Below are 17,704 nucleotides of genomic sequence, written 5' to 3'. Positions count from 1 at the left end.
TACATTCGGGATCGATCGATCGTGCTGTGCTAATGGCAACTCGGTATTTTCGCTCATTTAGCTATGATACAACGCTCCCACATCAAATCCGGTTTGTACAACTTACGAACCTCAGCCCTCACCCCCAACCCCTCTGTCTTGACCCAAACGCACGCTGAGGGAACCTCAGCGCGATTTGGGTCGCTCCCAAGCTTGGGAGAGGGGAGCCAGAGCCAGAGGCGATGGCGGGGTGAGGGCAAGGCGGATTTAGTATCACATGGCACTCAATCATGTCGATCGCCAAGCGAACTGAAAGATCGACTAGATCGGCCTACACGAGAGAAATCTGTCGATATTTTGGCTGATTCTGGCACCTGTTTTCTCCCAGGTATATTTGTCCCAAACCATCCGATGACCGTATTCACCAAAAGATTTACATTTTTGTGGAGATGCGAGCAGTTCGATCGCTTTTTCAGCAAGCTGGTGAGGATTATCTACTTCGACAAGATAGCCACTTTTTCCCTCGATCGTAAATTCAGGTCGCGAGCCGCCATTTGTGGTAATCACTGGCAGTTTATGAGCCATCGCTTCAAAACAGACATTAGGATTGGGGTCGAATCTAGTCGGCAAACAAAACACAGAGGCTTTTTTATAATACTCAGAGACTTCCGGCAAGGGAACTTTACCGACGATATTACAATTGGGAGTAGTGACTTTAGGCGAACAACCGACAATATCTAGAGTGGCATTTGGAAATTTATCTAGTACCATTTTGAAAGCTTCTTCTAAGATCGGGCCACCTTTTCGCTCCCATTCGATCCCAACAAACAAAATTTTCTGATGGTGATATCTATTATCGTCAAATACTTCCGCTTGCGGTACATTCAGGCAAGGGCCACACAGGATGTTTGCTACTTTATGTGCCGGGACACCATAATCTTTGACGATCGAGTCAGCAACATTTTCACTCATCGTAAAATTGAGAGTTGCATTGTGATAAATCTCTCGCTCGCACTCAATCCACGCGCTAGAGGGTAGTTTTGCGCGATCGAAACCTCGGTAAGTGAGATTTGCTAAGGCAGTGTGATCTGTATAGACAAAGTGCGGTATACCAGGAATACTCGCATCAAATAAAGATTGTGTTTGAAATGTAAACAAATAGTTTCGACCTGCCAGTCTCTTGACTAACGCCTTTCTCAGCTTGTGGAAAAAATAGCTGGTGTAAAGTCTTCTGTTACCGATATGCAGCGTCCGATCGAATATTTCTTTGCTGTATTCATTAAGAGTATGAAAGATGGTTGCCAAGTCTTTGGTGTTGACTAAATCGGTGAAAACATCAATTGTTTCAATTTCAAGATTGGGAAATTCTCTAGTGAGAATTTCCACAACCATCTCATTTACATGTGAGAATCCACCGTACTTGACAAAAGCTATTTTTCTGTTATTCACTACTAGCTCCTAATCCAATAAAAACCCGCTCCAGCTAATATAGATAGCCATTTAGAAAGTTACATCCAGCAGCTAAATGTATTTCTCTGTAAATATTTCAATCTCAAAATTCAGCCCGATCGCGTTACTTTTGCGCGCATGAATTAGACATAATACTGGGTGAACAATATCAATTATTATGAGCTTTTATCGACTAGATAAATACCGCCCATCGATAGATACATAAAATTAAGCCATCGTCCGATTGACAGATGGTAAGGAGTGATAATTTATTTCTGGCAAGCGTATTTTGAGCTAAATCTTGTTACTAAACTACTAATGTGTAGATGATAGTAAGAGTGCAGCTTAGATTAGGCTGGGGAAAATTCCAGCCCTGACATTACGATCTAAAAACAAAATCGATTTATGTGATTACTTGTAGTTGCGAGCCTTTGGCAGTTTTATGGACTTCAATGCGGGTTTGAAAGGCTTCCCGAAATTGTGGCATGTGAGTGACAGTAAGAATACAGGCAAAGTCACCAGAAATAGCATTAATTGCCGAAATTAAGCGATCGCAGCCTTCGCGATCTTGAGTGCCAAATCCTTCATCGACGATCAGCATTTGTAAGGGAGTTCCCGCCCGTTGGGAGAGCAGCTTAGCAAGTGCGAGGCGGATCGAAAAATCGATCCGAAAAGCTTCGCCACCCGAGTAGGTTTCATAGGCTCTAGTACCATTAGCATCGCCGATCGCGATATCTAAAGTATCGATATATTTAGCACTCTTAACACTAGCTTTTTTAGTACGGCTGCTTTTAGTTGCTTTTTGAGTAATAAATTGAACGTGAAATTGATTGTTACTTAGCTTGGAAAGAATTTGATTGCTTTCAGCTTCTAGCTGGGGCAGAATGTTTTCGATTACTAAAGCTTGAATGCCGTTTTTACCGAAGGCTTTTCCGAGTTCGTCGTAGATTTTTTGCTGCTGTTTGCAGGTATCGAGCTGCTGTTGTTGCGATCGCAGTTGTTCTTGAATATTATTGAGTTGAGTAAGCTGTTGTTCGAGGCTACCGAGAATTGAGAGATTGGTATCTAACTGCTGGCGGCGTTCGGCTAGTAGGCGCTCGACTGCTAATATTCGCTCGTCACTATCGGGGATTTTGGCAATCTCTAAGCTGATACGATCGATCTCTAAGTTGGATTTTTGTCGATCGATGGTATTTTGTGACTCATTAGCTTGAAGTGAGTTAATGCGTGTGAGTAACTGCGGCTGAGTTTGTTTCGCTTGTTGAACTTCTTGATATTGAAGTTGGATTGATTGGGATTGACGCAACTCGGTGGCTACTTGCTGGTGATAGTCGCGATCGTATTTTAGTTCGTTAATTTGGCGGATAATAGTTTGCAGTTCGAGTTGCAAGTCTGAGTCTGTTTGGAGTCTGGTAATATTTGCTTCGATGGTGACAAGTTCGGTAGCTAATTGTTGTTTCTGGATGCTTAATTGTTGCTGCTTGCGATCGGCATCTTTGATTTTCTCTTGTTTGATCTCTACCCACCGCAATTTATCGACATCACCTCTGGCTAGGGCATGACTTTGTTCGCTATAATTAATCGCGGCAATATTGATACTAATTTCTTGCAATTGAGATTGTAATTCACTTGCATAACTTTTAGACTCGATCTCAAGTTCGATTTGCGACTTTTCGCTGGCAATTTCTTGCAGATTGACTTCGAGTTCGGAAATTGAATCTAATTGTGCTTGCAAATTACCGCGCTGTTCGCGGAGACTTTCCGAGCCTGCTAACTCGCGCTGGATCTGCTTATATTCCGTGAGGAGATCTTCACGTTCGCGGACGTAGCGCGAGTGTTCTTCCTGAGTTGCTGATATCTGTTGCTCGACATTAGCACGTTCGGCTTGGGCGCTACTTAAAACATGTTCCCAATGGTTTTCATCTAACGGGCGATCGCACACTGGACAACTGGCATCAGGAGTTGCTAGTAGCTCTAATTTACGGTCTAATTCGCCTAATTGTCGCTGATAATTACGGGTATCTGCCTCTAGCCGCTGGATATTTTCTCTCTTAGTTAAACCTTTTTCTTCTACTCGCTTTTGATATACTTGCTTTCGCTCTAACTCGGCAAGCTGAGTATCGAGTAAATTAAGCCGATCGACTAATTGCGATCGCTCGGCTGTTTTAATTTTAATTTGACGTTCGCGCAAAACTAACTCATTTAATTGAGCCTGAATTTTCGCAGTCTGTCGATCGATCTTTGCCTCCAATCCCACTCGCTCTTGCTGAAGCGGTAACACGGCGATTTGCAGTCGATCTAGCTCTGACAATCGCTGACGACATACTTGTAATTGAGCGACCCCTTTAGTGACATCGCCGACTGTGGCTAAAATTTCAGCTAATTCTATTTCTTGACGTTCGAGCGCCGCTAATTGCGCTTGACTTTGACCGAGACTTAATTGCAATGCTTGAGTTTGGCGATCTAATTGCTGCTGTAATTTTTGGCGATCGATCTGATACTGCCGATCGTTATTAAATTGCCGATCTAACACCTCAATTTGCTGCTGTAACCCCAGATAAGCTTGATAAGCAGTAGCAATGTCATCCGATCTAATTAACAGCTCATCTAGCCGTTGTTTATCGGTAGTCACTACCTGAAGATCTACCTGGATTTGGGTCGCTGCTTGCTGCAATTCGCGATCGCGTTTTTGCTCCCAAGCCAACTGTTGCTGCCACGTTTCTCGCTGTCTGGCGATCGTTTTAAAACCTTCTAATTCCTGTTCCTGGGTGAGTTGTAACTGTTGCAACGCACTGAGTTCGACTTTCACCTCATCGCGCTGCTGAGTAATGCCATCGATTTGGGCGAGTTGAAGCTGCGCCTGAGCTAAATTTTCGGTCAATACTTCGACTTGGAGCTTGTATTGCTTCCCCGTATCTTTGGCTCGATCGGCTAATTGCTCGTAGCGATCGAGCTTTAATAAATCTGCTAAAATTTGCTTGCGATCGGTCGGCTTTTTCCGCATAAATTCATCAGCCTTCCCCTGACGCAAATAAGCAGAATTAATAAACGTCTCATAATCAATCTTGAGATAATCATCAATTAAAGCCTGCGTCGAACGAATCCCCTTCTGCGTCAGCGTCCGAAATTGCCCCCCACTCGTCTGGATCTGAAACTCCAACGCCCCATTTCCATCCCGCTGACGCGTCCGAATGATCCGACAAGTTTCGCCGTGCATCCCAAACGTAAAATCTACCCGGACATCCATCGCCCCATTAGAGATCGCATCATCCTCACTCACCGCCCGACATTCCCCCCAAATCGCCCAGGTAATCCCCTCTAATAGGGATGACTTACCCGCACCATTGGCACCGCAGATACAAGCGGTATGCAGCCCCGTAAAGTCCAAACTGGCTTCACTGTAACTGAGAAAGTTTTTGAGTGACAGTTGCAGAGGAATCATAAGCGATTGAAGAAAGGGAGTTCACCTACCCTCTAGGATAAAGAGTTTTGGGACGTTTGTGGTATTTTTGTGCTAGTTCGATCGATGGCGGGCTATCTCGATTGTACTGATAAATACGTTTGGCAACTAAGTGATTGATTCGATCCTGAAGATCGAACCTCTAAAAAAATCGGCACAACTCGTCAAGAAGATGAGTTGTGCCGAGTGTGTAATTGGAATTAGATGAACGCAAAGTTAGCTGCGGTGAGAGTAGTCGTCTCAATTCCAGTTAAGGTCGCGATCGTGTTACCGCCGAGTGCGATATTATTACCAGTCCGAGTCAAGTCAGTAAATTTAACACCGCCAGTAAAACCCAGAACATCAGTGCCAATTTGATAATCGACAATTGTGTTCGCACTTGCCGGAGTTTCGCCGTTATAAATCCAGAACTGGTCGGCACCAGCACCACCGGAGAGGAAGTTACCGCCGCCAGTTCCGACAAAAAACTTGTCGTTACCGTCGCCACCTAAACCGCGACCGTTGGCACCGAGGAACAGGGTATCGTTACCAGCACCAGCGGAGATCCGATAGTCTTTGGCATCGGTAGCCTCGAAAATATCGTCGCCAGCACTGCCGAAAATGCGATCGCCATTAGCTACGAAAATGGTATCGGCACCAGTACCGAGATCGACGCGGTTGTTGCCACCATTAGCACCAGAAATCGGGACATCTACGCTGTCGTTACCGGAACCCGTAAAAACGTTATCGTTGAAACCGTCGAATCCGGGGGTGATGCCAGCGATGAGATTATCGGCTCCCGCAGTACCCGCAACTAGAGTCGGGGCGACATTGTTGGGAGTGACTTCAAATTGACTGACGATCTTGGGCTGACGGCTGGTAATTGCGTCAGGGTTGGCTTCGAGTTCGGCGCGGGTGTAGGAATCGACCCCGTAAGTGGTGACGGTAAGTTTTTGAGTTTGTTTGTCGATATTAAACTCCGTCCAGCCGTAGACATGGGTGGCGACATAATCGCCTTGCAGGAGCTTGGCATTAATTAAGCCATTGGCTTGGGACAGGTTTTTGTCTAAGCCGAGCGGATCGTAACCTAATGGTTGCAGTCCGTTATCGACGACACCTTTGATGAAGGTGTCCTTACCTGCGGTTGGGAGTGAGTCGTACAATGCTTGCTGCTGAGGTGTAATTACGCCCAGAGCCGCGCCTAATTGCGCTACAGTCTGCCCGAAAGGCTGGGAATACGCGACAGAACCCGTGGTGATTTCAAAGGCACTGGTGGCGATTTGGGCTTGACCTGGGGCATTTTGGTAAGTCAGGTTATTGACTAAGGTACCGTGGATGTCGGCGGCGACGAAGACGACGTTCTCGATTTTGTTGTCGTTGACATATTTGAGGATTTCCGTCCGCTCGGCAGCATAACCTTCAAATCGATCGGCGGCTGCCAATACGCCGATATTTTGGATCGGTTCGGGCACCATAATAAATTTCCAGGTCACGCCATCTTGCTGGGATTGGAGCAGATCCCGTTTGAGGTCGTCTACCTGTTGTTTGCCCAGCATCGTCCGTGTGGGATTGAAGGAATCGACGAGGAATTTACCGACTTGGGCTTGGTCGGCGAGGTTGGTGACATCGGGCAACTCTTTATCGCGGAAGGAACGTGCATCGAGGACGAAGGTGGCGGCATCGTTACCGAAGGTATTGGCACGATAGAGTTTGCGTTCGCCGTCGGTACGGGCATCGCCTGGGGTGTTGTAGGTGAGGTCGCGAATCGGGTTGTATTCTTGGAAGGCTTGGAGGCCGTTTTCATACAGGGGCGAGTCGTTGATTAAACCCGTCTTGGCACCGTATAAAGCTTGCTCGGCAGCAGTAGCAGTCGCCAAACTCTCACCACCTGCGAAGTCGTTGGTGACTTCATGGTCGTCGATGGTTGCTAAGATGGAAGTAGATGCACGTAAGTCGCCCCAAGTATTTTGACCGAAGCGACTGCTATAAACTTCCGCATTTTTGGCGCGGTATTCTGCCAAGGTAGTAGCTTGAGATTTTTCGGTACTGTCGGGGTTTTTGACAGCCGGAGAAGCTACATCACCGTAAATGGTATCGCCGAGTTCGACAAAGAATTTGAGGTTGGCGGTGTCGGCATTACTAATTGCTGGATAAGGTGCGAGTTCGCCGCGCCAGTCGCCGGATACGCCGAATTTCAAGCCTGTCTGTTGACCGACAGCCGCCGCCGTGCTGAATTTACCAGCGGTTTTGGTGCCGTTGACATCAGTGACGCGGTAGAAGTAGCTAGTATTTGCACTCAAGCCAGTGACATCGACTTTGACTGGTTTGGAGGGGTTGGTGGCAGTAGCGGTTTGGGTACCTGCGATCGAACTAAAATCAGCCTTGGTAGAGTATTCAAAGGTGACTTTACCAGGAACATTCGATCGCGTCCACAATACTGTAGAGTTCTGAGTGGTATCGCCGCTGGCTACACCATTGGGGAAAGCTGACTCGACTGCACCCAACCGTGCTACGGGATTGCGCGGATTGTAGCTAGTGGTATCGATTTTTAGCGGTGTGGCGAAGGTATTAGCAATATTTTCAAACGGTACGAATTTGAAGTTGGAGCTGATATTCTCGCCAGCGACAATGGTAGCAGGATCGTTACTACCATCTTGGGTGATGAATAATCCATTCGGGAAATTCGCACCCAATGGTAAGTTAATTACTTCCGCACCGTCAGATTCTTGGACGCTATCGATCGAGCCGTTACTCCCAACGCCAAACCGTCCGATAAAATCATTATTACCTTCGCGAGTGTAAGCCGCAAAAGTATTATCGCCTTGACTGGAAGCCAGTAAATAACCCGTCCCATTTTTCCCATAGTAAATGGTCAAGCCTTCGACATCTTGGGTAAGATTTTTACCGCCATTGGCTGTGACTTTTTCAATCGGTTTGACTTGCTCGATTAAGGTGCCAAATTTACCGCCAGTGGGTTCGGTATTATATTTCCAGATGCCGACATCTTCTTGACCGATGTATAATAATCCGGTTTCCTGATCGGCGACGATGCCTTCAGTTTGAGGGGAAAGAGCTGCTGCTGTCGGGGATGGAACCGTGAAGTTACGGACTAGTTCGTACCCGATTTTGCCGTTACCTTTATCGACTAATTTCAGTTGAGCGACATCACCAGTTTGACGGCGGCTGGTGAAGGCGTAGTAATCGTTGCTGATGGGACTGCGGTAGAGAGCCAAACCATATGCACTAGTCGCCGATGCCGAGAATGGGGCGGTAAAAGGCGCGGCTTGGAAGATTGTCGCTGCGCTGGTGTCGGTGATATTTTCTAGATAATTACCACCCGTACCAGCAGGATTTATCTTGAAGATCGCTAGTTTATCGTTATTACGATCGCTAGCGACGGCGATATCGATTTTTTGTCCGCCTAATGTGAAGCCATATTGCAAGTCCACATTGTTGTAACGCACGTCGGGACTGCTGGGATTAATCGTCTGAATCAGATTGCCGGATAAATCGTAAACCCGCAAGCCGCCATTTTTAACGCTCGTAACTACCAAGCTTTTCGCTGAGTCAGTCGCATTGACATACACCGCCGGATCGTCAGCATCTGCCCGCTGACTAAAGGGTAGCGCACTATTATCTATGAGCGCGGGACGAGTTTCGACAGTCGGCGTGGCGGTGGGCACCAAGTCAGCACCCAAGGTAATAATCTGGGTAAACTGGGTCGCACTGAAGTTATTATCGCTGACTAGCACGATCGACTGGCGACCGTCGGCTAGTTTCGGCCCAAATGCCAAGCCTTCGATATTATCCGTCCCCATGGGATGATTGCCGTCGCTATTAGGCAGCTTCAGCGAGTCTAGATCCAAGATTAACCGTTTTTGGACGGGAGCGATCGCCTGTAACTGAGTGGCAGTTATACTATTAAGCGAATCGATCGTACTAATATCCGTCGCTCCTTGAATCGTGACTTCATAGACCTTAATCGTGTTGCCTTGTCCCACCGCAAACGAGCGTTCTAGAGCCAAGAAGGTGCCCCGAGCGTCGATCGCGAGCAAATCGACCAAACCACTGTCACTCGCGCCTGTAGCCGGAATTGGCGCCTTGGCAACTGCATCGGCATTGTAGAGATATTCTTTCTCAGGTTGTCCGCTGACTAGATTATATTGGACGATCCGCGATCGGTTGCCAGTCGTCACTGTAGTTCGATCGCCATCCTGGAATAAAGCGTTTTCAGTAGCGGTGTAGAGCGTTTTTTGGTCGGGTGAGATCGTCAGACTCTCGAACGCCAGATTATTCCGCACTCCGGCTGTCTGGGTATCTGGCGCATCGACGATGCCATTGCTATTAGTATCGGTAACTTTGGGCAAGAATTTAGTCGGTACGGCGATCGATCGAATTTCGGTTCCGGTAGTCAGGGAAAACTCTTTGATAAATGGATTGGAAACGCGCCCTACGGCTGAGTTGGCTTCACCTTCAGACGAGATGAATACAGTACCATTTTGGGTGAGGGCAATCCCTTCAGGATCGAGACTATTGGCTGCGAAGGGTTTGCCGCTGGCATCCTTGAGTTGGACGACATTAGTAAAAGTTACGTCGTTAGTAACTGGATTGAGGGTGAATGTATAGAACCGCGCATTGGAAGTTCGATCGTCAGAAATCGCATAATATCGATCGTTCGCCGCATCATAAGTTACGCCAGATAGACCACCCAATGGCACATCTACGCCGTCGATTTTCCCCCCTGCACCAGCCGGGATAAATCCAGTCGGTAAAATCTTTTGACCGACAAAACCCGCACTCGCGATCGATTTCCCGCTCGGCGTTACCCCTACTAAGACATCGGCAAATACCAAACGATGATCTGAAGTCGGATAACCACCAGGTAAAGCCGGATTAAATACACCCACGGGTGCAAATGTCGGATCGATATTTAACGGCCAAAATACGCCGCTATTACTAATTGTCAGATCTGAAGATGGCAACACATAATCAGTCCGCAAATTACCAGGGTTCGTCCCGTTATCGGCAAAATCAGCCGTATCAAACGCCGGATTTCCAGTTTGAGTAATATTATTTAAACCCTGAAGTGCTGACTGTTGGACTCCGCCTGCACTAGTCGGAGTCGAATTGGTATTAATATTGGGATTGCGTAACAACTGACTAATCGCATTATTGTAGCTATCACCATCGCGCGGATCGGCATTTTGGTCGCCCATAATTACGAAACTCGAACCGCCAGCAATCCCCCCTTTGCCACCTTTATCGTCGTAAATATAGCCACCTTGCCCTGGCGAAACATAATCCGCCCAAAAGCGAATTTCATCAGCATTCCGCTTACCATTCCGGTCTTCAGTGCCATCAAAAACAGGCGGCGTGGGGTGGCTGACGAGGGCATGAACTATTTCGTTATTAACTTTAATCGGTACGTCCCAATGGCTCTTAGAAGATAACCGCAATTTTTCAATTTCTGCTGGAGAGTAGAAACCCTTGAGGTTTTCATTAACTGGCGTAGCGGGATTATCGATCGTCGGATCGTTGGTGAGTAAGCCACCTGGCATATCTTTCCAGAGAAAATTCTGAAAAGTCCTTACATTTGCCGTATCGATTTCGTACTTTGACAGCACCACCATCCCAAATTGACCTGGGAAGTTACCAAATCCAAATGAGTCGTCACCGTAGCCATTATCGCCAATCCCATCGGTGAGCGTAGTAACGATGCTACCATTATTATTGAGGTCTAATCCTGATGGAATCCCAGTATTGCTCGGCGCGATATAAAAATATTTATAATCTACCGGACTAGTACCATTCTGTCCGATTTTGAGAAAATTATTGATAAATAGTTCGACCGCTTTATTTGGATTGGCGGTATTAAAATCAAACTCATTAATTAACAATACATCGGGATTATTGCGCTGAATAATTTCCGCTGCATTTTTGGCTTGTTGAATGCGGAGTTCTTGATTACGATTGGGATTGTCAGCAGATCCGATCGCTCTAGTATCGGAAATTGCAGGATTTGATAGATCGTTAATTAGTTGACCGTCAGCGTTACGATTTAAAGAAGCATTAAACTGAGCGAAGCGAATATTCGTGCCACTAACTGTATTCATAGTCTATTGTCAAAATGAGGAACTCGAACAAAAGCAGATTTGGTATATCGATCGGTCAAGCCTCTAGTAAACTGTTAATCGTCAATGGATGCTGTGCCAAAACGATCGCGTCTAGTTTAAATTACTTGTCTAAGTCCAACTCTTTAATTCAAGCTTAAACTTACATTAATATTTTGATAATGCAGAACCGTGGTGGGAACTCAACTTAATCGAGTCAAATTTAATAGAACGCTCTATAAAATCTGGTTTTAGAGCAACTATTTCAGCAGCTTATGATGAGAACCAAGGTGGCAAGATTACCAACTTCTGTGACTGTATGCGCGAAGGAGCCGATCGAACGATCGCGATCGAGCTAATATAAATGAATTACCATCGTGAGGCATTAGATTGTGACTATCTCCCTAGACAGATCTACTCAAGCTGCCACCATCAGTCAAAGAGCCGACGCTACTTGGCAAGACTATCTCGATGCCAGAGATAGCGATCGTTTGGAGTGGCACAAAATTTCATTTAACAACGGATGGTTGCGAATCGATATGGGCAATATAGGTATCAACCACGCTCGCTTTGCTGACTTGTTTACGGGCATTTTCTTTATTTGGGCATTTTTGCACCCAGAACCAGCGATCGAATCTTTTGGTGGCTGCTCGATCGAACGAGCCGAAACTCAGCAGGCAAGCGCGCCGGATTTGGTACTGTATAAAGGCGAGAATATTCCTAAATGGCAAACTGGCGAATCCCGCCGCATCGATCTGAGTCGTCATCGATTGCCCGATTTAGTAGGGGAAATTGCCGATACTAATCTCGATATCGATCTCGACGAGCAAAAACAAATTTATGCGAGCTTGGGCATTGCTGAATATTGGGTTGTCGATGTCAAAGGAATGCGCTTGTTTGCTTTTGGTTTGAATGCTCAGGGTGCCTACGAATCAATTCGAGTTTCTAACGTGTTGACGGGATTATCAATCGAGTTGGTAGAGCAAACATTAGAACGGCTGGCGACGGAAACGAATACGGCAGCCGCTAATTGGCTGATGCAACAGTTACAGCAGCTAGGTGGATAGCGAACCGCTGATGCAAACTGTGAAATTACCAGATTTCACTCAGGCTGAGGATAAAATCGGGCATGACTTCACTACAGTCGATTGAAGTTGGCGATGTTAGGCTTTCTGGTTCGCGTCCGAGTCGATAGATTTCTACTTGTCTATTTTGAGGATTCTCTTTCAGAGAGGCTCCGCCAACGATGAGTAAGCCCAGCCGCACCCCATTCGCTTTGTACTCTTCCATTTTTTCTCGCAATGGCGGCAGTCTGTCGGTTGCCGAGCGCAGCTCTATGACAAAATCTGGTGCCAAGGGTGGAAATTTCTTGCGCTGCTCTGGGGTCAAAGCTTCCCATCGGGACAATGCCACCCAAGCGGCATCTGGCGAACGATTGGCACCATTGGGTAAGACAAAAACGGTGGAAGAACTAAAAGTTTTGCCTAGCCTGGTTTGACGATTCCAATTGCCTAAGTCGATCCCTAGTTCTGATTCGTAGCTTCCACTTTCTCCACCGACTGGGGGCATAACGATTAGTTCTCCGCTGGCTGTCAATTCAAACGATCGCTCTGGATTGTCTTGGCATAGTTTCTCAAACTCTTCATGAGTGACGCGGAGAGTAATGCTGCGGACATCTAATAATAATGGTTGGGTTTCTAGGGCTTGCATCTGGTATTTGCTTCCTATCTATCTCAGGAGATTAGTGTTTAAACGATCGACCTAAAAGTATCGATCGAGCTTTATTTATGTTGGCTGCTGAACTTTTGCGGCAATAACTGTACTAAGACGAATAAAAAGAATCGAGGTTGCCAAGTGGGGATGTTTCTACGACTAATGCAGTACCTTGACGACGAATCTGGGGTTCTTGTCTGAGCGGTTGGAGGACGATACAGCCGTTGACAACTTCCAGGCTGAGAGATTGGGCGATTGTTATTCCCAGTTGTTGGCGAATTTCTAGGGGGATTTCCAAGCGTCCAGTTGTATCGATAGTGATGGCAGTCATGGGGATTTCATCAGTAGTGTTACTGGTTAATAGCTTCAATACTAATTTAACCGAATCTCACGATAGCTATCTAAAAAATCGGCATAACTCATCAATTTCTAAGTGAGTTATGCCGATTTTTCAATTTGCGATTCGAGTCAAATTAAATAAACGCAAAGTTAGCGGCGGTGAGAGTATTAGTCTCAACTCCCGTTAGGGTTGCGATCGTGTTACCGCCGATGGCGATATTATTACCAGTCCGAATCAAGTCGGTAAATTTAACTCCGCCAGTAATCCCCAATACATCGGTGCCGATTTGGTAATCAACAATTGTATTCGCACTTGCTGGAGCTTCGCCGTTATAAATCCAGAATTGGTCGGCACCAGCACCGCCAGAGAGGACATTACCGCCGCCAGCACCGACAAAAAATTTGTCGGTACCATTGCCACCTAAAGCGCGACCGTTGGTACCCAGGAAGAGGGTATCGTTACTATCACCCGCAGAAATTCGGTAATCTTTGGCATCGTTGGCTTCAAAAATATCGTCGCCTGCACTGCCAAACACACGATCGTTATTGCCGACATACATGGTATCGGCACCGCTACCCGCATCGATTCGGTTGAAACCAGTATTGACACCGCCGATGGGTACGTCTACAGTATCGTTACCGGAACCCGCAAAGACGCTGGTATTGAAACCGCTAAACCCTGGGGTTACACCTGCCAGGAGGGTGTCGTTACCTGATGTGCCCGAAACTAAGGTTGGTGCGGGAACTGGGGCGGCACTCAAACCGACGCGGGGGTCGATGTTCAAGGGTTTATCGAGGGTAATTTGGACGATTTCGGTGTTGTCGATGCCCGGTGGACGACCGATCGAGAAGGTATAGTTGTTGTCGTTGGCGACTAAGATGGTATTGGCATCGATGAGCAGGAGATTCTCGATCGTTACAAACGGCATCCGATAAGTAGTGCTACCGTCTTTGTTTAGATCCAACGGATCGGGAATATTCAACAAGTCGGCGACTTCTTCTTTGGCAACATTGCCGTTAGCATCTTTCTTCGATAAATCTACTTTGTAGACCTTCTTGAATTTAGCCAGATCGCCTTGTCCACCGTCGCGTTCGATGACCAGATATTCGTTATTATTAATGACGGTCATGTCACCGATCGCATTGCCGACTGCTTCCATTTTGTAGAAGCCGAGTTGACCTTTGTATTTCTGGCTGGCAACATCAAATTCATAAATCCGCAGCGAACCAGCGGGGTCGCCAAATACTGTACCCTCTAATAAGGGATACAAGGTACTTTTGTCAGGACCGATCGCCATGCCTTCAAATCCGCGCGAACTGCCGATGTTATCGACCGCAGGTGTGCCAGCGAGTTTGTCGCGTACCAAGTCACCCGTCCCTGGGAAATCGGTGAAGAAGGCATCAACGCCTAAGTTGATAAACTGCTCTAGTTCTTTTTTGGGGTCGCCTTTGTAGTCCGAAGCGAGGAAGAAACCTTCACTGCGGAAGGTATAAGGATGTACCTGTAACCCAGCCGCATGAGAGTCTTTGACTAAAGTTGTGGGGGTACCCAACACGCGATCGGCTTCACTTTGTTGACCATCACCATTGAGGTCGTCTGGGATGCCATTTTTGTCAAGATCTACGGTGCTAGATGGAACGATGAGGCGTTTGTCGGGGCCGATTCCTGCTGCATACTTGGCGATATTTGTCAACTCTGCGGGCTTGGTGAGGTCGCCATAAGTCCGCGCATCACCACTGAGGGTGAAGTCGTAGGGTTTACCAGCAGCACCACCGAATAGTTGCACCAGCGGGATGTCGATCTTGGCGGCTGGCATGATTTTGTCATTAATCTCTTTGAGGTTGGCAACTTCAAAGGATTGGATGAATACCCGTTTGGGGTCGGTAAAGTTGCTGGCAACTAAGGTGTCAACGAGTTTTTGACCGAGATTGACATTAATTTTGGTGGTGCCATCGAGGAGCGTACCCTGGGAGGCAAAGAAGCTAGGGTGCTTGGTTTCGGGGTAGATCCCGATTTTGCGTCCGGTGTCTTTTTCGACTTGTTTGACTAAATCGATGACTTCTTGGAAGGTGGGGACTTTGAGTCCGTCGTTGTCGTATTTGGTACCGCGTAGGGCTGGTAGCCGCTCGATCGCATTCAGCGTCTTGACTTCAGCCAAGGTGAAGTCTTCAGCAAACCAACCGCCAACTTTAACGCCGTCGAGGGTTTTGACAGTTAAGCGGCTGGCAAATTCGGGCTTGAGATGGACATTGGTACTGGTATTGGTGGTCGTGATTTCAAAGTTACCAGCACTATCCCGCTTGATGGTACCGTCAGCATTCAAGGCAACAACGGCTAGCATCGGCTCGTGACGCGCGATGAGGACACCATCTTTGGTGACTACTAAGTCTGGCTCAATGAAATCTGCACCATCCGCGATCGCAAGTTTATAAGCTTCGAGGGTATGTTCTGGGCGGTTGCCACTTGCGCCACGGTGTCCGAGGACGAGTGGCGCATTGCCATCGAGAGTCTGAAACTTGGTTTTTGCTAGGACATCGGGGTTTTGGGGCGATCGGACAAACGCACTAGTAAGTTGGTCGCGCGCCGAGTCCGCAGTACCAGGGAAGTCTGAAAAAAAGCCATCGACACCTGCATTGATAAAGGCTTTGTACTCTTCAAGTGGGTTGCCGTTGTAGTCCGATGCCAACCGTCGCGCTTCGTTGCGGAAGGTATAAGCATGAACGAGCAAATTATTGGCATGAGCATCCTTAACCAAAGATGTTGCGGGGAGTAATGTTCGATCGGTATCGTTGACTAAGCCATCTTTATTGACATCATCGGCTTTGCCATCACCATTGGCATCCACACCCTTACTAGAGATAATCATCGGCTTCCACGCGCCAATTCCATCCGCATAAGTCGCAATCTCTTTCAATCCAGCTACCGTCTGGAGGTCGGCGTAAGTGCGTTTGTCACCTTTGACAGTAAAGTCATAAGGCTGCTTGTTGACATCTTCATAGCTCAAAGAACCATCGAGATTCACATCATAAGCATCCAACAATTGCACTAATGGGATGTTAGTTCTACCGTTGAGTTCCTTGAGATTGGACACTTCAAAGGATTGGATGAAAACGCGGCTGGGGTCGGTAAAACCAGTTTTTTGGAGAGTTGCTAACAGGGGTTCTTCGAGCGATAAACCCAGATTGTCATGGAAGGTGGGGTGCTTGGTTTCGGGGTAGATGCCGATCTTTTTACCAGTGTCGGCTTCTACTTGTTTGACGAGATTAATGATTTCTTCGAGCGTGGGAATTTCGTATAAGTTATTAAATACTTGCGTCCGTTCGCTCTGCGGCATAATCGCCCGTAAGGTCTTGATTTCTGCCAGAGTGAAGTCTGAAGCGAAAAAGCCTTCTTCGGCTACGCCATCGACCATTTTGGTGGTCTTGCGGCTAGCAAATTCGGGTTTATCCTTGACGTTGGTAGTGTTAATCATATTTGGCTCGTGCCGCGCGATTAATACGCCATCTTTGGTCGCAACTAAATCCGGCTCGATGAAATCTGCACCGCGTTCGATCGCCAGTTTATACGCACCTAATGTATGCTCTGGTAATTCACCACTCGCGCCACGATGTCCGATGACGATCGGAGCTTTACCGCCCAAAGTTTTGAGCATACTAGCAGCCGGATTGGGAGTCGCGATCGGCGCATCTAGCAATTTACCCGTAGCATCAAAGTGTAAGAGGTAGGGGCCGAATTCATCACCAATCCAGATCGAACCATCTTTGGCAATATTAAGTGATTCGATATCAAAGTCGGCACCAGTTAATAATCGATCGGCTGTAGTTTCATTAACGATCGCAAATCCAGCTTTTTTATCGGGATCTGATAACTGAATAAAGTTACCAACTTTGACCGTGCCATCGCCACCCAAACCTTGAAAACTGGGATTTGCTTTGTAAACTCTCAACAAAAAATCGTTACTATTAGCCTTGGCACCAAAGCCATTGTCTGGCATAAACCAGTAATTACCATAGATATCGGCAAACTGAACCGCGCTAAAACCTTGGACTGGTTGACTACTGAAGGGAATTGTCCGACCGTTGGTACCTGTGATTAATTTACCCGATTGTGGGCCGGGAGCAAATGTATCGGCAGGAAATGATGCGAAGCCTTTTAATGCAGTCATAGTCAGTTTGATGTGTTTTCTATGAGGATAATTAGGATGCTAATAACAACACGATCGGGGCTTAATGATGCGAACGGACAATAATTGCTAATTCACAATATCAGTCGGAGGTTAAGGGTTAGTTATTTGGGGTATCAATTTTTACAGTTTTTAGATATTTGTCGATCGTGTATGGTGTGATGATTTACACGTTTATATTATGGCGATCGATAAAAATACCCAAATAAACACCCAGATTTAGAGATGTTTATTTGAGAGGATGTCTGAACAGGTTTTTGATATGAATCGTAGATCTAAATTTCCCTTTCTAAGCTATCGTGCATACGCAAGTTCACTAGACTTCGTTTCGAGGTGGTTTACCCCCCCAACCCCCCCTTATAAAGGGGGGGCTTTTGCTCCCTCCCCTTTATAAGGGGAGGGCTGGGGTGGGGTAACACAGATTACGCGTTGGTGGTTGGGTTGAAGAATGAAACCCAATGCGCTCACTTGAATTACACAACAACAAAACT

Annotated in this window: 7 protein-coding genes; 1 reads left to right on the top strand and 6 read right to left on the bottom strand. The window is 46.8% G+C overall.

Features of this window, described 5'->3' with window-relative positions; genetic code table 11:
- Positions 1-300: 300 nt before the first annotated feature.
- From RMO52_RS14415 to RMO52_RS14405, 3 genes are all read right to left on the bottom strand, one after another.
- The gene (locus tag RMO52_RS14415; RefSeq protein WP_310415420.1) at positions 301-1,428 is read right to left on the bottom strand and encodes a glycosyltransferase family 4 protein; all 1,128 of its coding nucleotides are present in this window, start codon (positions 1,426-1,428) and stop codon (positions 301-303) included.
- Between the two features lie 403 nt (positions 1,429-1,831).
- Positions 1,832-4,870 carry an exonuclease subunit SbcC gene (sbcC, locus tag RMO52_RS14410; RefSeq protein ID WP_310415417.1) on the bottom strand — a complete coding sequence of 1,013 codons (3,039 nt, stop codon included), beginning with the start codon at positions 4,868-4,870 and terminating at the stop codon, positions 1,832-1,834.
- 218 nt (positions 4,871-5,088) lie between these two features.
- Positions 5,089-10,980: a phytase gene (locus RMO52_RS14405; protein WP_310415415.1), complete on the bottom strand. Its 5,892-nt coding sequence runs from the start codon at positions 10,978-10,980 to the stop codon at positions 5,089-5,091.
- Between the two features lie 389 nt (positions 10,981-11,369).
- Between RMO52_RS14405 and RMO52_RS14400 the strand changes: the two genes are divergently transcribed.
- Positions 11,370-12,044: a Uma2 family endonuclease gene (locus RMO52_RS14400; RefSeq protein ID WP_310415411.1), complete on the top strand. Its 675-nt coding sequence runs from the start codon at positions 11,370-11,372 to the stop codon at positions 12,042-12,044.
- 25 nt (positions 12,045-12,069) lie between these two features.
- Here RMO52_RS14400 and RMO52_RS14395 read toward each other — a convergent pair whose 3' ends face one another.
- The 3 genes from RMO52_RS14395 to RMO52_RS14385 form a co-directional block, all read right to left on the bottom strand.
- A complete protein-coding gene (locus RMO52_RS14395; RefSeq protein WP_310415408.1) occupies positions 12,070-12,687 on the bottom strand; it encodes a Uma2 family endonuclease in 618 nt (205 codons plus the stop codon).
- Positions 12,688-12,799: 112 nt separating this feature from the next.
- Complete coding sequence (locus tag RMO52_RS14390; protein ID WP_310415407.1) at positions 12,800-13,021, bottom strand: AbrB/MazE/SpoVT family DNA-binding domain-containing protein; 222 nt, start codon at positions 13,019-13,021, stop codon at positions 12,800-12,802.
- Between the two features lie 142 nt (positions 13,022-13,163).
- Complete coding sequence (locus RMO52_RS14385) at positions 13,164-17,201, bottom strand: glycerophosphodiester phosphodiesterase family protein (protein ID WP_396134990.1); 4,038 nt, start codon at positions 17,199-17,201, stop codon at positions 13,164-13,166.
- Positions 17,202-17,704 lie beyond the last annotated feature (503 nt).

The sequence above is a fragment of the Chamaesiphon sp. OTE_8_metabat_110 genome (assembly GCF_031382685.1).
GTDB lineage: Bacteria > Cyanobacteriota > Cyanobacteriia > Cyanobacteriales > Chamaesiphonaceae > Chamaesiphon.
The sequence above is the reverse complement of the archived record's forward strand: the minus strand, read 5'-3'. Positions and strand labels throughout refer to the sequence as shown.

What these genes read in the sequence shown, in the direction of transcription:
- sbcC (WP_310415417.1), bottom strand. Translation starts at nt 4,870, where the DNA reads ATGATTCCTCTGCAACTGTCACTCAAAAACTTTCTCAGTTACAGTGAA.
- RMO52_RS14405 (WP_310415415.1), bottom strand. Translation starts at nt 10,980, where the DNA reads ATGAATACAGTTAGTGGCACGAATATTCGCTTCGCTCAGTTTAATGCT.
- RMO52_RS14395 (WP_310415408.1), bottom strand. Translation starts at nt 12,687, where the DNA reads ATGCAAGCCCTAGAAACCCAACCATTATTATTAGATGTCCGCAGCATT.
- RMO52_RS14390 (WP_310415407.1), bottom strand. Translation starts at nt 13,021, where the DNA reads ATGACTGCCATCACTATCGATACAACTGGACGCTTGGAAATCCCCCTA.